The following is a 23,303-nucleotide window of genomic DNA, read 5'->3' as shown; positions in this document are numbered from 1 at the left end:
ACAGGCGGGGGTCCAAGCGGCTCATTGCGCAATGCCTTCGAGCAGCGCAGCCTGCCCCAGTTCGGCCAGGATGGTCTCGCCGGCGATGGTCTTTTGACCCATCAGCACCTTCGGCTCGGTCCCAGCGGGAAGATAGACGTCGACGCGGCTGCCGAAGCGGATCAGCCCCACGCGTTGACCCTTGGCTACGGTGTCGCCGGGCTTCACGAAGGGCACGATACGCCGCGCGACCAGTCCGGCGATCTGGGTGAAGCCGATCTTCAATCCATCGGCGCGCTCTATCAGCACGTGCTGGCGTTCGTTCTCCTCGCTCGCCTTGTCGAGATCGGCATTTACGAACTTGCCCGGCACATAGACCACGCGGCGCACGATCCCAGCGATCGGCGCGCGATTGATGTGCACATCGAACACGCTCATGAAGATCGAGATGCGCGTAACCGGTTCAGCACTCAGCCCGGTATTCCCGGATCCGTCGTCGAGCTGCATTTCCGCCGGCGGCTCTACGTTGCGGATCAAGGTGACGAGCCCGTCGGCGGGTGCGACGATGGCATTGTCAGCCTGTGGCACGACGCGTTCGGGATCGCGGAAGAAAGCGAATACGCCGATCGACAGCAGCAGCAGCGGCCAGCCGATGATCTCCCAGTCGAACACGAGCAGAGGTATCGCGGCGATCGCCAGCGCGATAATGCCGTATTTGCGCCCTTCGGGATGGATTGCGGGCCAGTTCCAGCTCGCTTCGCCGCGACCGTGATTGTCGAGTATTTCGCCTGCCATAGGTCGGCTATCTAGGAACGCGGAAGCAGCGCGACAAGCGGCGCGGGGCGACAGTCAGACATTCAGCCTCCCTTGCGCACGAACACCGTGCCCGCCGAATAACCTGCGCCGAAGCTGCATATGAGCCCGGTGTCGCCGGAGACCAGATCCTCGCTGTGAAGGTGAAAGGCGATTATCGAGCCTGCGCTCGACGTGTTACCATAGGTGTCTAACACAGTCGGGCTTTCATCGTCATTCGCCTCATGTCCCAGCACGCGCTGCGCGATCAGACGGTTCATCCCGGCATTGGCCTGATGCAGCCAGAGACGGCGCAAACCTGCAGGATCAAGATCAAGCCTATGCGCTTCCTCGACGATCATTTCCGCGACCATCGGCACCACCTCCTTGAAAACCTTGCGGCCCTCCTGGATGAATAGCTTATCCGGATCGCCCGCGCTTTCGGGATGCGCGCGGTTGAGGAAGCCGAAATTGTTGCGGATATTGTTGGAGAAAACCGTCTTCAACCTGGTACCGAGGATCTCCCAATGCGCGTTCGGGGCGATGGCCGCATCCTCGATCAGCACTGCGGTCGCAACGTCGCCGAAAATGAAATGGCTGTCGCGGTCGCGCCAGTTGAGATGGCCCGAGGTGATCTCGGGGCTGACCACCAGCACGGATCTGGCATGGCCCGCGCGGACATAATCCGCCGCAGTCTGAATCCCGAACGTCGCCGAGGAACACGCGACATTCATGTCGAAGCCGAACCCCTCGATCCCCAGCGCGTGCTGTATCTCGATTGCCATTGCGGGATAGGCGCGCTGCATGTTGGAGGCCGCGCACAAAACCGCATCGACATCCTTTGCATCGCGCCCCGCCCGCTCCAGCGCCTGGCGCGCGGCGATTACGCCGATCTCCGCCATGATCGAGGGCTCGTCGTTCGGTCGATCTTCGAGCCGCGGAGCCATGATCTCGGGATCTAGGATCGGCGCCTTGCTCATGACGTGCCGCGCCGTGATCCCGCTCGCCTTCTCGATGAATTCGACCGAGGAATGGGTCAGCGCATCGACTTCGCCCGCCTCGATTGCGGCCGCATTGGCGGAATTGAAGCGATCGACATAGGTGTTGAAGCTGGCGACGAGTTCTTCGTTGCTGATCGATTCGCTCGGAGTAAAGAGGCCGCTGGCGGAGATGACGGGACGCCCGGTCACAGCGGGATCTTGTTCCTCGTGCGAGGCGCGTTCGCCGGTGGCACGGGAGGGGGAGGAGAGCGTGTCTTGCATGGCGCGCATGAATAGGGGCCGCCCCCGGAGCCTGCAAGCCTAGCCATCGCCGCTCGCGGTGCCCTTTCCCCAAACCGCTTGTCGCGGCAAGCCTCCCGCCATAGCAGGAGGCAGTGACCGATTTCCTCATCCTTGCCACCATTCTCCTCGCGGTCGGGGTTATTGCCGTGCCGATTGCGGCGCGGCTGGGACTTGGCTCGGTGCTCGGCTACCTGCTCGCCGGCATGGCGGTCAGCCCCGCACTCGCATGGCTCGGCGTCGATGTTCTTTCGCTTCAACACTTTGCCGAATTCGGCGTGGTGATGATGCTGTTCATCATCGGGCTGGAGCTCAACCCGCGCAAACTGTGGGAGCTGCGCACGCGCCTGCTCGGTCTTGGCGGTGGGCAGGTGCTGGCAACCATGCTGGTTTTCGCATCCTATTCGCAGATCATGGGCGATCGCTGGCAGACCAGCTTTGCGATCGGCATGATCCTCGCCTTATCCTCCACCGCGATCACCCTCCAGACACTTGACGAAAAGAACCTGATGAAGACGGAGGGCGGGCAATCCTCCTTTTCCGTTCTGCTGTTTCAGGACATCGCCGTCATCCCGATGTTGGCGATCATTCCGATCCTCGCGGTGCCGGAACTCGCGGCCCAGACGGCAGGCGACCATTCTGGCGTGGATCACGCGGCCGGCGAAAGCTGGATGGCAACGCTGCCGGCATGGGCGGCGGGGCTGGTGACGTTGGGGGCGATCGCCGCGGTGGCGCTGGCCGGCATCTTCCTGACCCGGCCCTTGTTCCGTTTCATCGCCAAGGCGGGCTTGCGCGAATTATTCACGGCCACCGCGCTCCTGGTAGTCACCGGAATCGCTCTGCTGATGACCGTGGTCGGCCTTTCACCCGCGCTTGGCACCTTCCTTGCCGGGGTCGTCCTTGCGAACAGTGAATATCGCCACGAGCTGGAGTCCGACATCGAACCCTTCAAGGGACTGCTGCTGGGTCTGTTCTTCATCACGGTTGGTGCCGGCATCAATTTCGCGCTGCTCGTTGAAAGCTGGCAGGCGGTGCTCGGCTGGACCGCGGTGCTGGTCTTCACCAAGATCGCGGTCCTGTGGGTCTTGGGCGGGATGTTCGGCATCGGCGGCCAGGATCGCTGGCTGTTTGCGCTCGGCCTTGCGCAGGCGGGCGAGTTCGGCTTTGTCCTGCTGAGCTTTGCGACCGGCAACAACGTCATTCCCGCAAGCCTCGGCGACCAACTGCTACTGATCGTGGCGATGTCGATGCTGATCACGCCGCTGCTGTTCATCCTCTACGAGCGGGTCATCGTGCCGCGTTACGATCAAAGCCGCGAGCGTGCATTCGACGCGATCGAGGAGCGCAGCGATATCGTCCTCGCCGGGCGCGGCAGGGTTGGCGGCATCGTCGACCGAATGCTGGAGAATGCGGGCTACCGCGCGACCGTAATCGATTATTCTTCCGAGCAGATCGATCGCCTCGCCAAATTCGGCATCCGCACCTATTACGGCGATGCGACCCGGCCAGACCTGCTGGCTTCTGCGGGGATCGCACAGGCGCGGCTGCTGGTGGTGGCGATCGACGACCGCGAGGCGACCAATCGTCTCGTCGGACATGTCGTAAAGCAATACCCGCAGGTCCACATCATCGCGCGCGCTTTCGACCGCACGCACGTATTCGAACTGTGGTCGCTGGGTTGCCGCGACATCATTCGCGAAACCTATGACAGCTCGCTGCGCATGGGCCGCTCGGCCTATGAAGCGCTCGGCGTCGAAAGCGAGCAGGCGCATGAATTGACCGCCGCTTTCGAGGCGATGGACCGCAAAGCGATGGAACCGATGGCGAACGCCTTCGACATCGACACGCCGCCTCACGAGAACGCAGCGATGATCGCGGTGATCAAACGGTTGCGCAGCGAATGGGACCCGCTGCTGCGCGAACAGATGGCGGCCATTATGCGCCGCGACGACCTGGACGAGATCGACGAAGCCGCGGAATAGATGCGCGCAACTTAACGAGCTGTCGGCGAGCTTCGAAGCAGCCCAAAGTAAACTGTCAGATAGAGGTGGTGGCAGGGCTTGAATCGAACCGTCAAAATAACGCTTTGATATCAGTCCTGTTCTTGAAGTGAGCGCGAGGCTTCCCCCACACCCTCCCCCACATTTTCGTTCATTTAACGGTGGTTCGGTTCAGCGTTTTGGCCAAGAAGCTGAATGAGACGAAGGTTGGTAAGCATCATATCGCGACGTATTCGGCAGCGCTACAGGCAATACCGCAGCGTCTCGAAAGTGCAGCGAGCGGCTGCGCGACGGAGCCAGGGAGATCGCATCCATTTCCGGCTCCAGGCGCAAAGGCGGCAGCTCTTCCCACATACCGACAGACTTGCAATCACGCATTATTGTTGCCACATATACATGAGGCTTTAGCACAAGCCTGCTACCCGTCATTGCGAAGCTGTTGACAGCACTGCATCGATAACATTTTTCACTTTCATCATTTTTTCGAGCTTGAAAGGCGGTTGACGGGTGACGCTCCTATCCAAGCTAGGAGAAAACAATGTTGAATGAGAATGTTCGCCCGTCGTCCATCGACGGCATAAAGCGCTTGGCCACGCAAATTAAGAAGGTTCAGGGCGTCAAGCACGCCGCAGCATTGGACATCGCTGCGAAGGCTGCTTCCTTCGAAAATTTCAAACATGCCCGCCGATCCCTTTCTAGCCAAGCCAATCCAACGGGGTCCAAGCACCAGCTGTTCATCACGATCTACTGGCGGGAAACAAGGCCGTTCCGGCAAGGCCGGGAAACCTTGCAGATCGATCTGGCGAAGCCATTGCTGGAATTATGTAGCAAGTTCGAACTGAAGATGGCTAGGGGGCTTTGGGGCCGCTTGGTGGCACCGGACCATATTGTCCATGACACCGTTGCCCAATCTCAAGATTTTGCCCGAGGCGAGATTTGCAAAGCCGCCAGAACACTTCGGTTTATGGAGGCAACTGGCCTGCGGCCATCGAATGACTACCTCGCAGCTTATCCGGGCAGAGACCATGACAACAAGCTACCGAACTCCGATCATGCCACGGATTGGTATGATCCAGCGAATGGTCAGTTTGTGCTCGTCGATGAGCCATATTCGCCAGCAGTTGTAAGCGAAAAGCGGGCGGAATGGGCGCAGCAGCATGGTTGGCACCTTCAGGCTTCGAAATGGCCTGGCATCTATTATCCGCACCACTGCAGCTTCTTCGTCGCGACCGACTCTTCGAGTGGATATGATTTCGCCGCGCTAATCAAGAAGATCGATAGCCTAGAAGCACCTCTGCTCGTGGAGGATTGGAACGGTACTTCTGTTCCAGGTCACGAGGTGTTCACAAGCCCTATGGCAACAACACCTCAGGATATGCGTCGTGCCAGATGCAAAGGGACGATAATCCGGGAAGCCAGTCAAACCACAGTCCCATACGGCGCGTTCGGCCACGAGAGACGCAAGCCGAGGGCCAAGATGCCTATCCCATCGCATATTGAGGCCGGGAGAATCATCAAGTCAGTGCTGGCGTCGGCGCAAAAACCGTATTCAGTAAACCAAAGAATGGATTCAGTCCGATCTACGCTGGAAGACTGGATGAGCAGTGAAATTCGACGAGACGAGTTGGACGGCCCGGAATTTTTCGATGTTTACTACCACGATGCTGATGAAACAGGGCCGTATGCAGAGGCATCGAAATCATCAGAAGGGCTCATTCGGATTTTGGACGAACTGAAAGCAAAGCTCAGCGTGCATTATCCTGATTGCGCACCATTGAGGCAGCAATTCGGCAAGATCGATACAGCGATAAAGATAATTCGCAGTCATATCGCGAAACGCCAGGACCGCTGAGACGGACGGGCTGCTCCTTGATAGCCAAGAAGCAGCCCGCTTTCTATTGGCGCTGACGCTCAACCAGTCCGTGCAAGCTGGCAGTGGTAATACGCGTTGCTTTGCCAATTTTGACGGTTTCAAGTTCACCGTGGGAGATCAGCTCATAGAGCTTTGTGCGCCCGACGCCGATCATGCGGGCAGCATCATTGACCCTTACGCAGATCGGCTCGACGGATTGCTGGCCGCTCATTCCGCTGGTTCCTCTTCACGGTAGTGAGCGGGATCGGCGATCCAGCGATTGATGGCTGACTCATGCCAGCCTGCACCGTGCACACTGATCTTCACCTGTGACGGAAACGTGCCCTCGGCGATCTTGCGATAAATGGTGGAGCGGGAAAGGCCGGTGCGGTCGAGCACGGTCTTCAAGCGGATGATGCGTTCTGTATTGGACATTGGGCCTTCTCATTTTGACACTGGCAGCCCCTCTACGGAACATAATGAGAACATTTAAGGATAACGCAAGGTGTCGTCCCGAATTGAAAATCGGTTCTAACCGCCCCGGTTAGTGTGAAAGAGAAGGCTACGGATTTATTGAGACGTTCTTGGACGAGTGTCGGAGAAAGTTCTGCAAAGTAAGAAAATTTCCCCGTAGAGCAAATATCGTCACCCTGCGCGCGAATTCACGTCGTAAATGGCGAAATTGCGCGCCGCGCCTACCGAAATCTGCGCGAATCGAATGCGCTCAGCGCCCTGCCTCAGGTTTGCGAAATCGCAAGAACGCCAAGCTTAACTATGCGAATTGGCTAGGTTTCAAACCGGCAGCTTGCTCGCGGGGATCAGCGGGCCGTCACAGATGCGTTTGAGAAGGTCTGCCTGTTTCGGCTCCAGTCCGACGAGCAGCGTCAGGACGTTGAGCACGTTGATAAGTTCGCTGGTGTATTCAGGCAGCCAGTGATCGGGCTGGATATCGCCGAGAGGGGACGGCGGGCGTTTGTCGCCGATTAGGGGGCGTTCGCGGTCCTTGCGACGATAGCTGAACCACTGGCGGAGCACCTGCTTGCCGGAAACCTCATAGGCCCAGACTTCCGGTGACACATTGTCGATGAAGCCGGTGCCGACCAGCAGACGGCGCTTTGCCGCATCATAGTCCAGCGTGTCAGGGAAGCCCTCGGGCGTCGAAGGGATTGCGCCGTCCTTGGGGATGACCGGACCACCCTTCGCCACTCTGGGAGGCTGAGGCGGGTCTTCGGTGGCGAAGCGTTCACCGAAGGTGTGCAGGCGGACAACTTCGTGTCCCAGCTTGGTGGCTTCCGCGAACAGCGCGGCATCTGCAGTCAGAGGGACACGTAGGCCGGGACGGACGAGATCTTCGGCAAAACTGGCGGTGTAGGCCGGATGCGCGAGCAGTGCCGCGACATAGGCAAAGACATCGATCGGATCGACAGGCGCACCGAAAGCCTTGGCCAGCAGCGCGACGACGGCGGGGGATATATTTGACTCGGTCGCGGCGGCGTTTTTCCAGAGGGCGAAAGCGCGACCACCGCGACCGGCGTAGTGATGAAGGTCGGGAATTACGGCGAGAGCAGTCGCGCCAGGACCGTTGCTAGGAGCGCGGTCCATTGGTGCCGTGAGATAGACTTGCTTACTGCTGTAGTTGTCCCAGAGGCCGGGATTGGGGCGATTGATGAGTCGCTTGTCGGGGATGATCCATTGGCGGTCAAACGAACGGAAGCCGTATTGGGTCGGTTGAACCAGCTTTAGGGCAGCAGTCGCGTTGACCTTAAAAGCGGGATCATCACTGTCACGATGCGCAAGGCCGAATTCAATCGAGGCCAACTTCTCGTGATGGCCGGTGAGACCTTTATTTTCGGGTTTTGAGATAGTCCGGTCGCCACCTTGATGCGGCTGAAACCACTCTTCGCGCTTTGCCGCTTTCGGCTCGTCGATCAGCCGTTTCCAACGTTGCTTCAGCGACACTTGATCCGGCGCAATGATCCAAGTGCGCCCAGGCATTACACCCGAACCGCAATCGCCAATCACGGCGTCAAGCGAAGCAAAGGCGCCCCAACCTTCGCGCAGTTCGGGGAGAAATGGCGCACGCGGATCAGACGGGCAATCGCTCCATCCCTTGCCACCAAGCGTGACTGTTTTCAGCTCAGCGAATTTCTCATCACGCCGCCCTTTTGCCAGCGCACGGTAGCGCACCCTTGCAGCACCTTCGCCCGGTGTGCGTGAACGGCTGGCGAGCACAATGCAGACCGGGTGCTGCACGCCTTGGAATATGCGTGTCGCCACTTCTGGCTGATGCCCTTCAGGCGAACAATCGATCACCCAGATATCGTCGCACTGGCTGCGCAGATCGGCCCGCATCTTCTGGAAACCTTGGCCGTTGAGGAAGCCAGAAACAGTGATGTAGCAGACCATCCCGGCGAGCTTTTCTTCGACCGGCGGCTGCTTGTCGCGCCCTCCCGCGCCTTGCTCGAAAACCTTCCACGCTGCCCAACGCCAAAAGTAGATGTAGAGGTTGCGCAGGTGCTTTGCATGCGTTCCGATCTTCCACGCCTTGGGCGGCTGCCAGTCGTTCAGCGGCGCACTCTTGTTCTTGTTTCCGCTCTCGATCCACGCACCCTTACCCTTGGCCTTTTCCTTGTAAGGCGGGTTGCCGATCACGACGGTAATCGGCTCGCTGCGCTTGACCTTGTTGGCCTCGGTCCGCGACTTGGAAATCTCGCGGTAGATACCCTGTCCGCTCTCGATATCGGCGTAGGGATCGCCCAGGGTATCGGTGACAAACAGGCGCGGCGTGGCGTCCGCGCCGATTTCCAGCATTTCTGCCAGAAGCCGCAACTGCGCCACAGCGAACGCGCCGAACTGCAATTCGAAGCCGATCAGTCGCCCGGCCACATCTTCCATCATAGGCGCTACCGCGCCGGGACCACCATGGTTCGCCTCGATGGTGGCTTTGATCCGCTCAATCGTGCCAAGCAGGAAGGTGCCCGATCCGGTAGCGGGATCGACGATATGCACGTCCTTTCCAGCCAGCCCATCGGTAATGCCGAAGCGCGGACTCTTGAGCGCCTCGTCGCAAAGCCGCACCATCGTGCGCACCACTTCCGGCGGAGTGTAATAGCTGCCCGTCAGCTTGCGCAGCTTGTTGTCGTAAACCTCAAGGAAGTTTTCGTAGAAATAGAGCCATGCCTCGGGGTCGCCCTTCGACACCTTGGCCCACGAAACCTCGTCGAGCACGCGAGTCAGCGTATCGAGTGCGGGGCCGAGGTTGAGGTCCTGTTCGGTCAGCAGCCGCAGCGCGGTGCCGATCAGCGTATTCGCCTTGCCGAGTTCCTTGGCGACATGATCCAGTCCGCCTGCCAGCGACATGTCTTTCGACTTCGCCATGAGCAGCCCGAATGTGACTGCCTGCGCATAACCATCGGCGAATTTGTCATCATCCGCATCGGGGAACAGCAACGCCTTCCAGTCGTCCTTGAGGTCCGTCAGCTTGGTGTTCTTTTTCGACGCATTGAGCTGTTCGAGCACTTCGTCCCGCAGGAACCGGCACAGCCGCGCCGACACGCGGGCCAGCTCGTTCGCACCCTTGGGAGCAATGGGTTTCCAAGTCAGGAAATCGTTCAGCAGTGGCAGAAACGTTTGCGGCGCGGTGAGCTTTGCGCCCGCAAGTTCGACCCCGCCATCAAGGTGGACTATCTGCCCGACCAGCGCCCCATCGCGCCACAATGAGAAGCTGTCGCCATCAGTGTAGAGCAGGTTGGGCAGCGCCTTCAGCTTATCCCATTGCTCCTTGTCGTGGCCGGTCTTCCACTTGCGTGGATCGGCACCCTTGCCCGGAGCCTTCACTTCGATGAAGCCGACCAGGGCATTGTTGACCTTGACCGCATAGTCAGGCCGGGTGCGCATTTCGGCGAGCGAGGTTTCGCCCGTCATCACGAGGTTCTTCACGGCAGGATGAAGAATCGCCGCGACCTGTGCGAAGAGCGTTTCGAGCGGCGCACGCAGCTGGTCTTCCGGCTGGCCGTCACCGCCAGCCAGCTTCGCCTTGGCCGAAGCGCCAAAATCTCCCACAGCCTTTTCGATGGTGCTGGCTTGCGTCACCCGGTATCTCCCGTTCATATTGTCATCTGACACAGGGCGAGCGATGCCCGCAACGGCTTTGGACAAGTAAATGGCGGAAGAAACTGGCGATCTGTTCGTTGGTCCAGCCCAAATGGGCTTCGACCTCGGCGATTCTGTGCCCGCGCCGTCCTGCGAACCGGACCGTGACGAAGTACGTCGCGAATTGCAGGAAGTATTGGCCGAAGCCCGAAGTGCCAAGGATCAATGCCCGTGGGACGAGCGGACCTTAAAATATCACAAAGTCGTCTTTCCGCAGATGGCAAACTGGTTGCCCGAAGATGAGCGGGACCAATTACGATTCGAATTCGCGCAGGAAGTCGAACGGATCGAGTTGCTGCTGGCAGCCTGATCACCGGCTGCACTAAGCTTCCTGTTCAGCCTCAAACGCCCGCTTGCCCTTGCGCCGGAACAGCACCAGCGCCTGCGCGCCATCAGCTCCGCGCAGCTTGGCGGCAACCGTGATGAACGCGCCGTAGAGCGCGGCGCGGTCGTCATCGGTCAGCTCGACCAGATCAGCCTTTGCCACGAGGCCGCCCAGCTCGATCAGTTGCCGGGTCCGTTCGCGCCGTTTCACTTGCCATTCGCGCATGTCAGTTCGTGCCCTTGCCGCCTCAAGCCGATGCCGCGCCGCCGTCGAGCGGCAGAGTGCCTTCCGGCCGTTTGTCAGGTCCGTTCGCAGTGTTGTGCAACTTTCCCTGAAAGAAGGCGGCGCCGCGCTTGCGCCAGCCCTCCCCGGTTGCCTTGTCGGTGTTGGCCACAGCTTCGAGCAGCGCGCCTGCCAGCACATCGGCATCGAGCGCGTCGGCCCCGGTTGCCGTGACCAGCGTACCGAGGTCGCGCACGCGGCGTTCCTTTAATTGCTTCGCCTTGTCGGCAAGAGCCTTCAGCTCCGAATCAAAATCGCGGGGTTTGCGCATATGTTATCTCCATCGTTGGTGTGATGGAGCCATGATAATCGGTGAGCTCTCCCAATGCAGTAAGGTCGCCGGGACAGTGTGAAACCGCCTAGTCCCGATCAGGATTTTATCATGAGAGGGCGCGCTTATACGTCGTGCCGACGTGGCGTATGGAGTGTAACTGGATTGCCGTCATGGCAATCTTTCACTTCAGCGCAAAGGTCATCGGAAGGTCGAGCGGACGCAGTGCCGTGGCGGCTGCGGCCTATCGTGCTGGCGAGAGATTGCACGATGAACGCATCGACAGAACCCATGATTTCACCAACAAGGCAGGCGTTCTTCACTCCGAGATAATGCTGCCAAAGGGCGCGCCCGAAGCTTTCACCGACCGGGCCACATTGTGGAATGCGGTCGAGGCCGCCGAGAAGCGCAAGGATGCCCAACTCGCCCGCGAAGTCGAGTTCGCTTTGCCTCGCGAGCTGTCGAAGAAGGACAATGTCAAGCTGGCGCGTGAGTTCGTGAAGGCCGAGTTCGTCGAGAAAGGCATGATCGCCGATCTCAATGTCCATTGGGATATTGGCGAAGATGGCAAGGCCAAGCCGCACGCGCATGTCATGTTGACGATGCGCGAGGTGACGAAGGACGGCTTTGGCGCGAAGGTCCGCGACTGGAACAAGACCGCGCTGATCGAGCGGTGGCGCGAGCGTTGGGCCAATCACGTCAACCGCGTATTGGCGGAACGCGACATCGACGCGCGGATCGATCATCGCAGCCTGGAAGCGCAGGGGATTGCGCTGGAACCGCAGGACAAGATCGGCCCCGCCGCCTCACGCATTGGCGGACGCGGGCTGGAAGCCGAGCGGATCGAAGAGCACCGCGCCATTGCCCAGCGCAACGGCGAGCGGATCATCGCCAATCCGGCGCTGGCCCTGGATGCCATCACGCACCAGCAAGCGACGTTCACCAAGCGCGACCTTGCCGCATTCGTTGACCGGCATAGCGACGGAAAGGAGCAGTTCGATGCCGCCTACAATGCGGTGCGCGCATCGTCTGACCTGATTGCTTTGGGCAAGGATGGACGCGAGCAGGATCGGTTCACTTCGCGCGCTATGATCGAGACCGAAAAGCGGCTGCATCGCGCTGCCGAAGCAATGGCCGCGCAGGCCAAGCACAACGTCAGCGATGTCCAACGAAACGCCGCATTCGCCAGCGCCGCGAAACGTGGTCTGGTTCTCTCCGGCGAGCAGAAATCCGCCTTCGAGCACGTCACCAACAGCAAGGGTCTTGCGGTTGTCGTTGGCTACGCCGGGACCGGCAAGAGCGCCATGCTGGGCGTTGCACGCGAAGCGTGGGAAAGCGCAGGCCTAACCGTGCGAGGCGCAGCCCTGTCCGGCATTGCCGCCGAGGGGCTGGAGAACGGCTCCGGCATCGCGTCACGAACCATCGCCAGCCTTGAGCACCAGTGGAGCAAGGGACGCGAGCAGCTCACGTCCCGCGACGTGCTCGTGATCGACGAAGCGGGCATGGTCGGCACACGCCAGATGGAGCGCGTGCTGTCCCATGCCGCCAAGGCCGGAGCGAAACTTGTGTTGGTCGGCGACCAGCAGCAGCTTCAGGCCATCGAAGCAGGCGCGGCGTTCCGGGCGATCCACGAACGACACGGCGGCGTCGAGATCAGCGAGGTTCGCCGCCAGCTTTCCGCATGGCAGCAGGATGCAACCAGGCAGCTTGCTACGGGCCGCGCGGGCGAGGCAATCCGTAGCTACGAAGAGCGCGGCATGGTCCATGCCGCCGAGACGCGCGAGGTTGCACGAACTGCGCTGATCGAGCGCTGGAATGAGGAACGGCAGGCCAGCCCCGGCGATAGCCGGATCATACTTACGCACACCAATGATGAGGTCCGCGAGCTGAACCAGATGGCGCGCGGAAAGATGCGCGAGGCTGGCGCGCTAGGGACCGATGCCACGATCAAGGCGGCACGCGGCGAGCGGCAATTTGCATCGGGCGACCGCATCATTTTCCTGCGCAACGAGCGCTGGCTTGGGGTGAAGAACGGCACGCTGGGCACGGTCGCAATGGCCAGCGCGCAACGCATGGCCGTCCGCACCGGTGATGGCCGCGAAGTTGCCTTCGACACCAAGGATTATGCCCATATCGATCATGGCTACGCAGCCACGATCCACAAGGCTCAGGGCATGACCGTGGACCGCGCCCATGTGCTCGCTACGCCGGGTATGGACAGCCATTCCGCCTACGTCGCCATATCGCGCCATCGCGAAGGGCTGGCGCTGCATTATGGCCGCGATGATTTTGCCAATCAGTCGAAGCTGGTTCGCACGCTGGGCCGTGAGCGGGGCAAGGATATGGCGGGCGACTACAAGCCCGAGCAGGCCTTCGCCGAACTGCGCGGGATCAGCTTCCTCGAGCGGATTATTGAGATGGTTCGGCCTGTGCCGGAGAAGGCCAAGTCCATCTTCGGAAACTTCCGCCCGCACGCACGCCATCTTGAGCCAATCCCGGCGCACACAAACACCCAGAACGACCAGCGCCGCGCGGTCGAACGATACGCCCGTGCGCTTGGCGATATTGGCACGATGCAGGCCCAGGGTTTGCCCATTCTCCCACACCAGAAGGACGCGCTGGAGAAGGCTGGAAAGGCCGTCGACGCGATCCGGCCCCATGCTGCCACCGATCTCGCCAAGGCGCTAGAGCGGCGTCCTGAACTAGTTGCAGAGGCCGCAGGCGGGCGCAGCCTGGAAGCCATGCGCGCCATGCAGCACGAAGCCGCAGTGCGCACCGATCCGGCGCTGCGAACCGAGCGCTTTGTCAGCGACTGGCAGGGACTTAGCACAGCACGCAAGCAGCTTGAGCAGCAAGGTGACCGCGCAGGCGCAGCCCGCGTGTCCGCGAAGCAGAATGAAATGGCGAAGGGGCTTGAACGCGATCCGCAGGTCGAAAGCTTGCTGCGCGGCAAGACCCGCGAACTTGGCATCGATCCCAAGCCCGAACGCAGCATCGCAAACGAACTCACCGCAACCCTTGCCCGCGAGCGCACCCGCGCCTTCGACATGGGCATTTAGGAGAAACGACATGGAAGACGATCACATCGAAGAAGTGCAGCTAGACCTTGAAGTCGAGGATCCGCCAACCCCGGAACCACAACCGGAGGCGGCGACGGAAACCGATCCGGCAACCGAAGCCTTCGCCCGCCTCGAAGGCGAAATGGCAATGGTACGCCATACGGTGCAAAACATGGCCAGGGAGCGAGCCGACATCGTGATCCCGGACTACACCGCAACTCTCAGCCAGATGGCCGAACAGTTGGTACAGGTCTCGAAGACGTTGAGCACAATCGGCAGCAAGCCTGCCATCGAGATGACGCCGGAAGACGTTGCAGTCCAGATCAAACGCACCTCTCTCGACATGCTGCGCGACAGCAGCGACCTGTTCCGGCAGGGTCGCAAAGATCTGGACATCGCAACTGGTCGGCTCGCTGCAATTGTCGGGCGTGTCCGCACCGAGGCCGAGCAGAAGCGTCAGACCTGGCGCTTTGCAGGCGTCGGGCTGGTTGCCGGTATCCTGCTTTGGTCGATCCTTCCCGGCACCATCGCCCGCGCCATGCCCGAAAGCTGGCACTGGCCCGAACGGATGGCGCGTAAGGCTGTTGGTGAGCCGACCATCGTGGAGACGGGCATTCGGTTGATCCGTTCTCAGAACCCCGGAGCATGGGAAGAGTTGGCGGCGGCGCAGCACATTCTCAGCGCAAACCGCGAAGCGTTGAATCGTTGCACGGTGCGGGCGGAAAAGGCGGAAACGTCGGTTAGCTGTTCAATTCGGATTGAACCATGATGAACCTTCTACGGTATTGGGCCGATAATCGAGAACATTCAGATCTCAGCCTGCTACCTTCGAATTCTTCCGTGCAAAAGGACTCTGTTTTGCGCAGTCCTCCCTTGCATGTTTAGGGACAAAAACCGTTTAATGTTCTTTCTATTAACTCCCTACGCATTGCCTTGCTCGAACCAGGCATGATGAGCCAGATGGGACGGATATTGCTCATCTGATCGGAAAGAAAATTTTATGCCGCAATCTGTCAAGGAACTCGCCTCAGAAATCATCCCAAGCCGCACAATTCTACTTTTTGGATCAGGTGCATCCATCCCGTCTGGAGCCCCAAGCGTAGAAGATTTGTGCATGCACTTGGCCAAGTCGTTCAAGCAGGAACGAGGAGACTACAACCTAGCAGAACTGACAGGCATTATAGAGCAAAAATCGCGTAGCCGCAGGCAAATGATTGATCGACTTAGGGAGCCATTTTACAATTTGCGACCCACTGGAGGCCTGCTGAATCTACCTCTTTTCTCTTGGCGGTCAATTTTTACGACAAATTATGAAACCCTCATCGAAGATACTTACGGCAGGGCAAAACGACCAATAATATCATATTCGAGCAACTTCGATTTCTCTAAGGAAGAGGTCGCCGACGCTACAAAGCTATTCAAACTTCATGGTACGATCGATGAGGATGTAAGCCTGGGCCATCAAAGCCGAATGATAGTCACAGAACACGATTACGAGCTGACAAATGACTATCGAGAACTGCTGTACGACCGGTTGAAAGCAGATTTGGCTGGCGGCCATCTTGTTATCATCGGCCACTCCCTAGCGGACCCTGACATAAGGGAGGTCGTCAATCGAGCTGCCAAGATCAATGCAGCCAGCTCTGGCGTAGGTAAGATTACGCTGCTTCTTTACACCCGCGACGAAGCTCGAGCGTCGTTGTTCGAAGCAAGGGGCATCGGTGTCGCATTTGGCGGAATCGACGACTTTTTTTCCGCTTTAGCGGACGAACAACCATCTCATCATCTGGTTTATGAAGAAACTGGCGACTTTTTCGACAGTGTCTCTGGCTTAAGGCCTCTCACGATCGATGTAGCTCATGCCCACAATGCCGCAGATGCGAATGCGAGCGCAATGTTCAATGGTTGGGCTGCTGGATATGGAGATATTGCCGCTCTCCTCACATTCGAACGCAATTGCTCTGCACTCCTGAGTGAAGACGTATTGAGTCGCGATATCGATTTTCCAGTGATACTCGGACCGAGCGGCGTGGGAAAAACAACGGCAGCTCGCCAAGCAATGGTCCGCCTTCACTCAAATGGAATGCACTCGTGGGAACACAAAGTCGACCATCCCTTTCGCAACGATCTTTGGGCAACGGTCGCCGAGAAGCTTCGAGACGCCCAAACCCAGGGGGTATTGCTGATAGATGACGCACACCTTCATTTGCGGGAAATCACGATTCTCGTCGATACGCTTGCAGCAGCACAAAATCGTCACCTGAAATTGGTTTGCGTATCGAGCAAGAACCATTGGTCCGGCCGGGTAAAGTCTCCAGCATTCTTCAAACAAGGTCGAGATTATGAAATGAGCAGGCTGGAAGCCGCAGAGATTGAGAAACTTTTGAATTTGGTTGAACAGAACCCAACCTTCCGGCCACTCCTTGAAGATGACTTTAGCGGCTTTTCTAGAACCGAGCGTCGCCGTCGTTTGGTCGATCGATGCGAATCAGAAACGTTTGTCTGTCTTAAAAACATATTTGCGTCAGATAGTTTCGACGACATAATTCTACGCGAGTTTGCAGCGCTGTCTGAGCCGCTGCAAGACATCTACAAAGTTGTCGCAGCGACAGAACACGCAGGAGTTCGCGTACACCGGCAGATGGTAATAAGACTACTAGGGCTTGGAGCTGACAAAATCGGCGCGGTTCTTGAAAATCTAGAAGGTATTATTTCTGAATATTCGATCGATGAACGCGAAAATGTATACGGATGGAGAGGAAGGCACCCCGTAATTGTGGGCATAATTTCTCACTACAAATATAATGATATCGACAGCACTGTTGGACTTTTTGACCAAATAATTGACGCTATCTCCCCCACATACGAAATCGAGCGGCGCTCTCTTAGGGAGATTTGCAACCTTGAGACCGGACTAGCCCGCATCCCCGATAAGCGTGTCCAGAACCGACTATTGCGAAAGATCATCTCAATCGCGCCTGCGGAACGTGTACCTCGGCACCGCTTGATTAGAAACCTGTTAGACCTCGAAGATCTTGAAGGAGCAGAGACTGAGATCAAAATCTTCAAAAGTGATTTTGGACGCGACGCTCCAGCAACGAGATACGAGATTGATCTGATGGTAGCAAAGGCCGTCAGGACTATTGGAATCATGCATGAAGATCGAGTGGCACGGATCAATGATGCCGCCCAGCATGCTGCAAGCGCTGCGGACCAGTACGCGAATAACAAATCGATTTTGGCATCCTACTCCAGAGTAGGCATCGAATATTATCGCCTCACCGGACGTCATGAGGTTTTTGACGCAGCTATGATCGCTCTAAAAGCTGCAGAAAGTGCAGTTGGTGATCCTGACATTACATCGATCATTCGCCTCGCCGAGCGTCGCATACAAGGTGATGTGATCGAACCACTCAACCCGAATGCAAAATAGGATCGTTACCGGCCTTCGTAACCTCTCTCTGGAGCTCCTATTTCCAAGTAGCGACCCTCACTGATCATCTTCAACTTAGGCAATTCATTTGAAAGGCAACCATATGGGGCAATAGCTTATCTCTCGCACATGCCATGGAACGTGGTAGCCAACCAAGCCTCGCCAAGGCTCTGGCAGTCACCCAATGAGCTGTAGTAGGCGAGATGCCCTATTCGCTGCGATCAAAACTCTCTGGCGCAGTGGAATAGCCCGAGCAATAATTCCCCCACGCTTCCATCAGCTTAACCCGCGCGCCAGGATTATCTGAGGTGCCGAGATAGGTCGTGCGGCGATAGGCGGCCTGCACCGCATCTGGCGTCTTGTGCGCCAATGCCGCTTCGACAACCGCATTGGGGAAGCCTTCGTTCGCAGCCCAATCCGTGAAGCTGGAGCGGAAACCGTGGACGTGGAAAGGCTCCTGCATGTCCCGCATGACCTTGAGCAGCGTCATGTTGGACATCGCCTTGCCGGTCATGCCGGGGAAAACCACTTCGGCTCCCTCAAGCCGCATTGCGTCCACCTTCACGAGCACCGCCAGAGCTGCCTCTGAAAGCGGCACGATGTGCGCCCTGCTGCGCTTCATGTGTTCGGCTGGGATTGACCAAAGGCGCTGGTCCAGATCGAATTCGTCCCATTTCGCAAGCCGCACTTCCTGCGAGCGAACGCCCGTCAGGATGAGTAGGTCGAGGGCAAGACGCGAGTAGGATGGTTTGCGGCGCAGCGCAGTCAGGAATGAAGGAACGGCCACGTATGGCATCGCCTTGCGGTTTGCCGGTTTCTTGATCTGTCGCGGCAGCCCCCGCCCCGCTTTCAGGCTGCTATTGCCCGATGGAGCCTCCGTAGAGCGCCATCCCTTTGCATGGGAGTAGTCGAGCACCGCACAAATTCGGTTGCGAACCTGGCGAGCAGTTTCGGGAATTTCCTGCCAGATCGGCGTAAGGACCGTGATGATGTCGGCAGCGGTGATTCCGCCAGTCGTCATGTCGCCCAATTTCGGGAAGGCGTAGTTCTCCAAACTGGCCAGCCACTGGCGACCATAGACATCACTCTTCCAGCCAGCCTCGTTCTCGGAGTGATATTGGGTGGCAGCTTCGCGGAATGTGACCTTGGCGGCTTCCTCGTCCTTTCGCTCCGTTAGCACGTCGCGCTTCTCGACTTTAACCGCCTTGCGTAGTTCGGCAGCTTTCGTGCGGGCCTCGGCCAGCGTCACCAGCTTTGCGCTACCCACTCCGATGTCGCGTCGCTTGCCATCCTGCTGGAGTCGTAAATTCCAGTAGGCACCCCCGCGTTTGTCCACTTTCAGAAATAATCCGTCACCGTCCTGATAGGTGCCCGGATTCGCCAAGGCTGCCTTGACCGCCACCGCCGTGAGTTTGCCCATTGCTCTACCCCCACACTTTTCGGGACCGAGTTGCGAAACCAAAGTGTGGGGGTAAGCCACTTTACCCCCACATTACCCCCACACTTGGCTCCGGTTGCAGGCAAATTGCAGCGGTCAAATGCGGACGGTAAGGGCGATAATACCCTTGGTTTTCTGCGATTTCTAGAGGTTTTCGGGGATGTGCTGAGAAAGGGCGGTGGTGGACAGGGCTGGATTCGAACCAGCGTACGCTTGCGCGGGCAGATTTACAGTCTGCTGCCTTTAACCACTCGGCCACCTGTCCGTTCCCGAAAAGTCGCCTTCGCAAAGGCCAAAGCAGGCGCGCTGATTTTCGCGCCATGCTGCCGGGAGGCGCCGCTTTGGCGAAGCGGCGCTTGCCTGTCAATGGGGCGGCTGGCAGGGACGCTGCGCACCGACCAAATGAGCGAGGATTACGATGGCGAAGGGCGAACGCAAACGCGCCGTGCGCGGGCGCGCGGGACGCATGAAGGGGGGCCGCGGCTCGGGCAAGGCGACCAGCGGCCATGTTCGGCTATGGGGCCGTCACCCGGTCGAAGCGGCGCTCATGAACCCGGCTCGGCAACATCGCAAACTTTGGGCAACGCGAGAGGGGATCGCCGCGCTCGACGGCGAATTGCCGCCCGATTTTCCGGTCGAATTTGCCGACGTGACCGACCTTGCGCGCCTGGTCGCCAAGGATGCGCCGCATCAAGGCTTGGTGCTCGAATGCGAACCGCTGGAGGACGTCTTTCTTGACAACGTGGCCAACGGCGATCCGGCCCGGCCGATCATCCTTCTCGATCAGGTGACCGACCCCCATAATGTCGGCGCGATCCTGCGTTCGGCAGCGGCGTTCGGCGCTGCGGCGATCGTCACGCAGGATCGTCACGCCCCGCCCGAGGGCGGGGTTCTTGCGAAATCGGCCTCGGGCGCGCTCGAGACCGTGCCCTGGGTCCGGGTGGTCAACCTCGCGCGTGCCTTGGGCGAATTGGCCGAGGCGGGATATTGGCGCATCGGACTTGCCGGAGAGGCGGAGGCCACCCTTGCCGAGGCGCTCAGCGCCGGGCCGCTCGCCATCGTGTTGGGTGCCGAGGGCGAAGGCATGCGCTACAATATCGCGCAGCATTGCGACGCTCTCGCGCGGCTGCCGATCACCTCCGCAATCGAAAGCCTCAATGTCTCCAACGCCGCCGCCATCGCTCTCTACGCCGTATCCACCAGGGGCGGCGGCTGAGGCTACAAATGCATAGCGGTAAAGACCACGCCCCATCGAACTGAAGCCCGATATATGGGTCATCCCGCGGCCACCATACGGTGATTTCGATCAGCCATGAGGTTGGGGATCGCCAAACTACATGGCATCCACAAGCAAAAACCCCGCCGCCCACGAGGGGGCGACGGGGTCTCTCTAGCTCTTGGCGGCTATGGCGCCGCCCGGTTTGTCCGGCTTAGTTTACCGCGTCCTTCAGGCCTTTGCCGGCCTTGAACTTCGGCTGGTTCGACGCCTTGATTGGCATCGGTTCGCCGGTGCGCGGATTGCGGCCCATCGATGCCTTGCGCTTCGCCACCGCGAAGGTTCCGAACCCGACCAATCGCACTTCATCGCCACCAGCCAAGGCTTTCTGAATAGCGTCGAAAACGCCTTCGACCGCGTTTGCGGCATCGCTTTTCGAAAGGCCGCTGGTTTCTGCAACCGCGCTAATCAGGTCGTTCTTGTTCATCTTGATGTTCCCCTCATTTGCTTCGGCATTCGGCGTGGGTGAATCGCCCCCCGTCAAAGGCGACAGGATGAGACGTTTTTTCCAGCACTGTCAAAGGCAAATAGGGCAGAAACGACCGCAATCGCGCAGGCGAAGCGGCCTTTTGCGACGAACCGAGCGCGAAAGCGCGGTTCGCGTATCAAAATGGGTCTACACAGGCATAAGCGCCTGTCGCTGGCCGGTTTCCCGGCCGGCTTTGCGGTCAACAGACTCAATGCGCAGTTGGCGCCTCGCCCGGATTGCGCAGCTGTGCCGCCGGCTGGGAAGCAAGATCGTCGGCTTCGGTCCATTCGATCGGCGCCGGCATTTCAACCAGCGCGGTTTCGAGCACCTGGTCGACATGACTGACCGGAATGATCTCAAGCCCCTCCTTCACATTGCCGGGTATCTCGGCGAGATCCTTGACATTTTCCTCAGGGATCAGGACGGTAGTGATCCCGCCGCGCAGGGCCGCGAGCAGCTTTTCCTTCAGCCCGCCGATAGCCAGCACGCGGCCGCGCAGGGTGACTTCGCCCGTCATCGCAATATCCGGACGCACGGCAGCGCCGGTGAGCGTAGACACGATAGAGGTCACCATGCCGATCCCTGCGCTCGGCCCGTCTTTGGGCACCGCGCCTTCGGGCAGGTGAATGTGGACGTTCTTGCGCTGGAACAGGCTCGGCTTGATGCCGTAACCCGGCGCCCTCGCCTTGACAAAGGAGAAGGCAGCGGCGACGCTTTCGTTCATCACGTCGCCGAGCTTGCCGGTGGTCTTGATCTCGCCCTTGCCCGGTGTCGTCACGCTTTCGATGGTGAGGAGTTCACCGCCGACGCTCGTCCAGGCAAGGCCCGTCACCGCGCCGACCTGCGCCTCGTCCTCGCTCATGCCGTGCTTGAACTTGCGCACACCGGCAAAGTCGCCGAGATTTTCGGGCGTGATGGTGACGCTGGTCACCTCTTTCTCGAGGATCTTGCGCAGCGTCTTCCTCGCCAGCCGTGCGATCTCGCGCTCCAGCGTGCGCACGCCAGCCTCGCGGGTGTAATACCGGATAAGATCGCGCAGACCCTCTTCGGTCAGCTCGAACTCGCCTTTCTTCAGCCCATGCGCCTCGATCTGCTTGGCAATCAGGTGGCGCTGGGCGATTTCGACCTTCTCGTCCTCGGTGTAGCCTTCGAGGCGGATGATCTCCATCCGGTCGAGTAGCGGCTGAGGTAGGTCGAGGCTGTTCGCGGTGGTCACGAACATGATGTTCGACAGATCGAGGTCGAGCTCGAGATAGTGGTCCTGGAACTTGTTGTTCTGCTCCGGGTCGAGGACCTCGAGCAGCGCCGAGGCGGGATCGCCGCGGAAATCCTGTCCGAGCTTGTCGATCTCGTCGAGCAGGAACAGCGGATTGCTGGTTCCGGCCTTTTTCAGGTTGTTGACGATCTTGCCCGGCATGGACCCGATATAGGTCCGGCGGTGCCCGCGGATTTCCGCCTCGTCGCGCACGCCGCCCAATGACTGGCGCACGAATTCGCGTCCCGTCGCCTTGGCGATCGATTTGCCGAGGCTGGTCTTGCCGACACCCGGAGGCCCGACAAGGCACAGGATCGGACCTTTGAGCTTGTTGGTGCGCGCCTGAACCGCAAGATATTCGATGATCCGGTCCTTGACCTTTTCGAGGCCATAGTGATCCGCATCGAGCACCTCCTGCGCCTTCGCGATGTCCTTCTTGACCCGGCTCTTCTTACCCCAGGGCAGCCCCAGCAGCACGTCGAGATAGTTGCGGATGACGGTGGCTTCCGCGCTCATCGGCTGCATACCTTTGAGCTTTTTAAGCTCGGCCCTGGCCTTGGCGCGCGCTTCCTTGGAAAGCTTGGTCTTTTCGATCTTGTCGGTCAGCTCGACAAGCTCGTCGCCGCCTTCCTCATCGCTGCCGCCGAGCTCGCTCTGGATCGCCTTGAGCTGCTCGTTGAGGTAATATTCGCGCTGCGTCTTCTCCATCTGACGTTTCACGCGCCCGCGGATCTTGCGCTCGACCTGAAGCACCGAAAGCTCGCCTTCCATGAAGGACAGCACCAGCTCGAGCCGCTTCAGCGGGCTCGCTTCGGTCAGCAGCGATTGCTTGTCGGAAACCTTGGCGCTTATCGCGGCGGCGATTGTGTCGGCCAGTGCGCCAGCATCGTCGACTTCGGAAAGGTCGACGCCGGTTTCCTCGCCCATCTTTTTGTTGAGCTTGGCATATTCGCCGAATTGCTGCGTCACCTGGCGCATCAAGGCGGTCACCTCGCTGCCCGACACCGTTTCCGGTTCGAGCAGTTCGACCTCGGCGACGACATAGGAGTCGAATGAGTGCAGCTCCATCGCCCGCGCGCGCTCAGTCCCTTCAACCAGCACGCGCACCGTGCCATCAGGCAGCTTGAGCATCTGCAGAACCTGCGCGGTGACGCCGACGTCGTAGAGATCGTCGGCGTCCGGATCGTCGCAGGCCGGATCGAGCTGGGCGAGGAGGAAGATGTCCTTGGACGCCTCCATCGCCGCCTCTAGCGCGGCGACCGATTTGTCGCGGCCGACGAACAGGGGAACGACCATGCCGGGAAAGACGACGATGTCGCGCAGGGGGAGAAGGGGAAAGGTCTGGGTCATGAAATATCCGCGGCGGTCATGGGGACACGCCTTTGACGCGGAATATGGGAAGCACCCCGCCGGGCCGCAATGGCATCCGCTGTTTTGCTG

The 23,303-nt window shown here is 59.4% G+C and carries 17 protein-coding genes and 1 tRNA gene; 7 read left to right on the top strand and 11 right to left on the bottom strand.

What is annotated here, in order from left to right:
• Positions 1–21: 21 nt before the first annotated feature.
• Positions 22–774 (bottom strand): phosphatidylserine decarboxylase, encoded by a 753-nt coding sequence (locus V2I30_RS02590; RefSeq protein ID WP_330660494.1) that lies wholly within the window; start codon positions 772–774, stop codon positions 22–24.
• A 62-nt stretch (positions 775–836) separates the two neighbouring features.
• Entirely contained in the window at positions 837–2,042 is a 1,206-nt protein-coding gene (locus tag V2I30_RS02585; protein WP_330660493.1) for a beta-ketoacyl-ACP synthase III, read from the bottom strand.
• 104 nt (positions 2,043–2,146) lie between these two features.
• Between V2I30_RS02585 and V2I30_RS02580 the strand changes: the two genes are divergently transcribed.
• Both V2I30_RS02580 and V2I30_RS02575 read left to right on the top strand, forming a co-directional pair.
• A complete protein-coding gene (locus V2I30_RS02580; RefSeq protein WP_330660492.1) occupies positions 2,147–4,033 on the top strand; it encodes a cation:proton antiporter domain-containing protein in 1,887 nt (628 codons plus the stop codon).
• A gap of 556 nt (positions 4,034–4,589) precedes the next feature.
• Positions 4,590–5,903, top strand: a complete 1,314-nt coding sequence (locus V2I30_RS02575; protein ID WP_330660491.1) for a DUF5623 domain-containing protein — start codon at positions 4,590–4,592, stop codon at positions 5,901–5,903.
• Between the two features lie 43 nt (positions 5,904–5,946).
• Here the strand turns inward: V2I30_RS02575 and V2I30_RS02570 are convergent, their stop codons facing one another.
• The 3 genes from V2I30_RS02570 to V2I30_RS02560 all read right to left on the bottom strand — a co-directional run bounded on the left by V2I30_RS02570 (position 5,947) and on the right by V2I30_RS02560 (position 9,995).
• Positions 5,947–6,135, bottom strand: a complete 189-nt coding sequence (locus V2I30_RS02570; RefSeq protein ID WP_170002018.1) for a helix-turn-helix domain-containing protein — start codon at positions 6,133–6,135, stop codon at positions 5,947–5,949.
• Positions 6,132–6,338, bottom strand: coding sequence for a helix-turn-helix transcriptional regulator (locus tag V2I30_RS02565; protein ID WP_067673162.1), 207 nt, complete (start codon positions 6,336–6,338; stop codon positions 6,132–6,134). Before V2I30_RS02565 ends, V2I30_RS02570 begins: the two co-directional genes overlap by 4 nt.
• Before the next feature lie 357 nt (positions 6,339–6,695).
• Positions 6,696–9,995 (bottom strand): type ISP restriction/modification enzyme, encoded by a 3,300-nt coding sequence (locus tag V2I30_RS02560; RefSeq protein ID WP_330660490.1) that lies wholly within the window; start codon positions 9,993–9,995, stop codon positions 6,696–6,698.
• Between the two features lie 70 nt (positions 9,996–10,065).
• Between V2I30_RS02560 and V2I30_RS02555 the strand changes: the two genes are divergently transcribed.
• A complete protein-coding gene (locus V2I30_RS02555; RefSeq protein WP_330660489.1) occupies positions 10,066–10,365 on the top strand; it encodes a hypothetical protein in 300 nt (99 codons plus the stop codon).
• A 12-nt stretch (positions 10,366–10,377) separates the two neighbouring features.
• Here V2I30_RS02555 and V2I30_RS02550 read toward each other — a convergent pair whose 3' ends face one another.
• Both V2I30_RS02550 and V2I30_RS02545 read right to left on the bottom strand, forming a co-directional pair.
• The gene (locus tag V2I30_RS02550; protein WP_330660488.1) at positions 10,378–10,605 is read right to left on the bottom strand and encodes a conjugal transfer protein TraD; all 228 of its coding nucleotides are present in this window, start codon (positions 10,603–10,605) and stop codon (positions 10,378–10,380) included.
• Positions 10,606–10,627: 22 nt separating this feature from the next.
• Complete coding sequence (locus V2I30_RS02545; protein WP_330660487.1) at positions 10,628–10,933, bottom strand: conjugal transfer protein TraD; 306 nt, start codon at positions 10,931–10,933, stop codon at positions 10,628–10,630.
• A gap of 173 nt (positions 10,934–11,106) precedes the next feature.
• On the opposite strand from V2I30_RS02545, the gene traA reads away from it, so the two are divergent.
• From traA to V2I30_RS02530, 3 genes are all read left to right on the top strand, one after another.
• Positions 11,107–13,992, top strand: a complete 2,886-nt coding sequence (gene traA / locus V2I30_RS02540; protein WP_330660486.1) for a Ti-type conjugative transfer relaxase TraA — start codon at positions 11,107–11,109, stop codon at positions 13,990–13,992.
• Positions 13,993–14,002: 10 nt separating this feature from the next.
• Positions 14,003–14,761: a DUF6118 family protein gene (locus V2I30_RS02535; protein ID WP_330660485.1), complete on the top strand. Its 759-nt coding sequence runs from the start codon at positions 14,003–14,005 to the stop codon at positions 14,759–14,761.
• 231 nt (positions 14,762–14,992) lie between these two features.
• Positions 14,993–17,425, top strand: coding sequence for an SIR2 family protein (locus V2I30_RS02530; protein ID WP_330660484.1), 2,433 nt, complete (start codon positions 14,993–14,995; stop codon positions 17,423–17,425).
• Positions 17,426–17,633: 208 nt separating this feature from the next.
• Here V2I30_RS02530 and V2I30_RS02525 read toward each other — a convergent pair whose 3' ends face one another.
• Both V2I30_RS02525 and V2I30_RS02520 read right to left on the bottom strand, forming a co-directional pair.
• A complete protein-coding gene (locus V2I30_RS02525; RefSeq protein ID WP_330660483.1) occupies positions 17,634–18,845 on the bottom strand; it encodes a tyrosine-type recombinase/integrase in 1,212 nt (403 codons plus the stop codon).
• Positions 18,846–19,042: 197 nt separating this feature from the next.
• Positions 19,043–19,128, bottom strand: a tRNA-Tyr gene (locus V2I30_RS02520).
• A gap of 153 nt (positions 19,129–19,281) precedes the next feature.
• Between V2I30_RS02520 and rlmB the strand changes: the two genes are divergently transcribed.
• Positions 19,282–20,079 (top strand): 23S rRNA (guanosine(2251)-2'-O)-methyltransferase RlmB, encoded by a 798-nt coding sequence (gene rlmB / locus V2I30_RS02515; RefSeq protein WP_330660482.1) that lies wholly within the window; start codon positions 19,282–19,284, stop codon positions 20,077–20,079.
• A gap of 214 nt (positions 20,080–20,293) precedes the next feature.
• Here the strand turns inward: rlmB and V2I30_RS02510 are convergent, their stop codons facing one another.
• Together V2I30_RS02510 and lon are read right to left on the bottom strand one after the other, a co-directional pair.
• Entirely contained in the window at positions 20,294–20,566 is a 273-nt protein-coding gene (locus V2I30_RS02510) for an HU family DNA-binding protein (RefSeq protein ID WP_330660481.1), read from the bottom strand.
• A 250-nt stretch (positions 20,567–20,816) separates the two neighbouring features.
• A complete protein-coding gene (gene lon, locus V2I30_RS02505) occupies positions 20,817–23,213 on the bottom strand; it encodes an endopeptidase La (protein ID WP_330660480.1) in 2,397 nt (798 codons plus the stop codon).
• Positions 23,214–23,303: the final 90 nt, after the last annotated feature.

The organism is Erythrobacter sp. (genome assembly GCF_036351135.1).
Classification (GTDB): domain Bacteria; phylum Pseudomonadota; class Alphaproteobacteria; order Sphingomonadales; family Sphingomonadaceae; genus Erythrobacter.
This window is presented reverse-complemented; position numbering and strand designations above follow the sequence as displayed.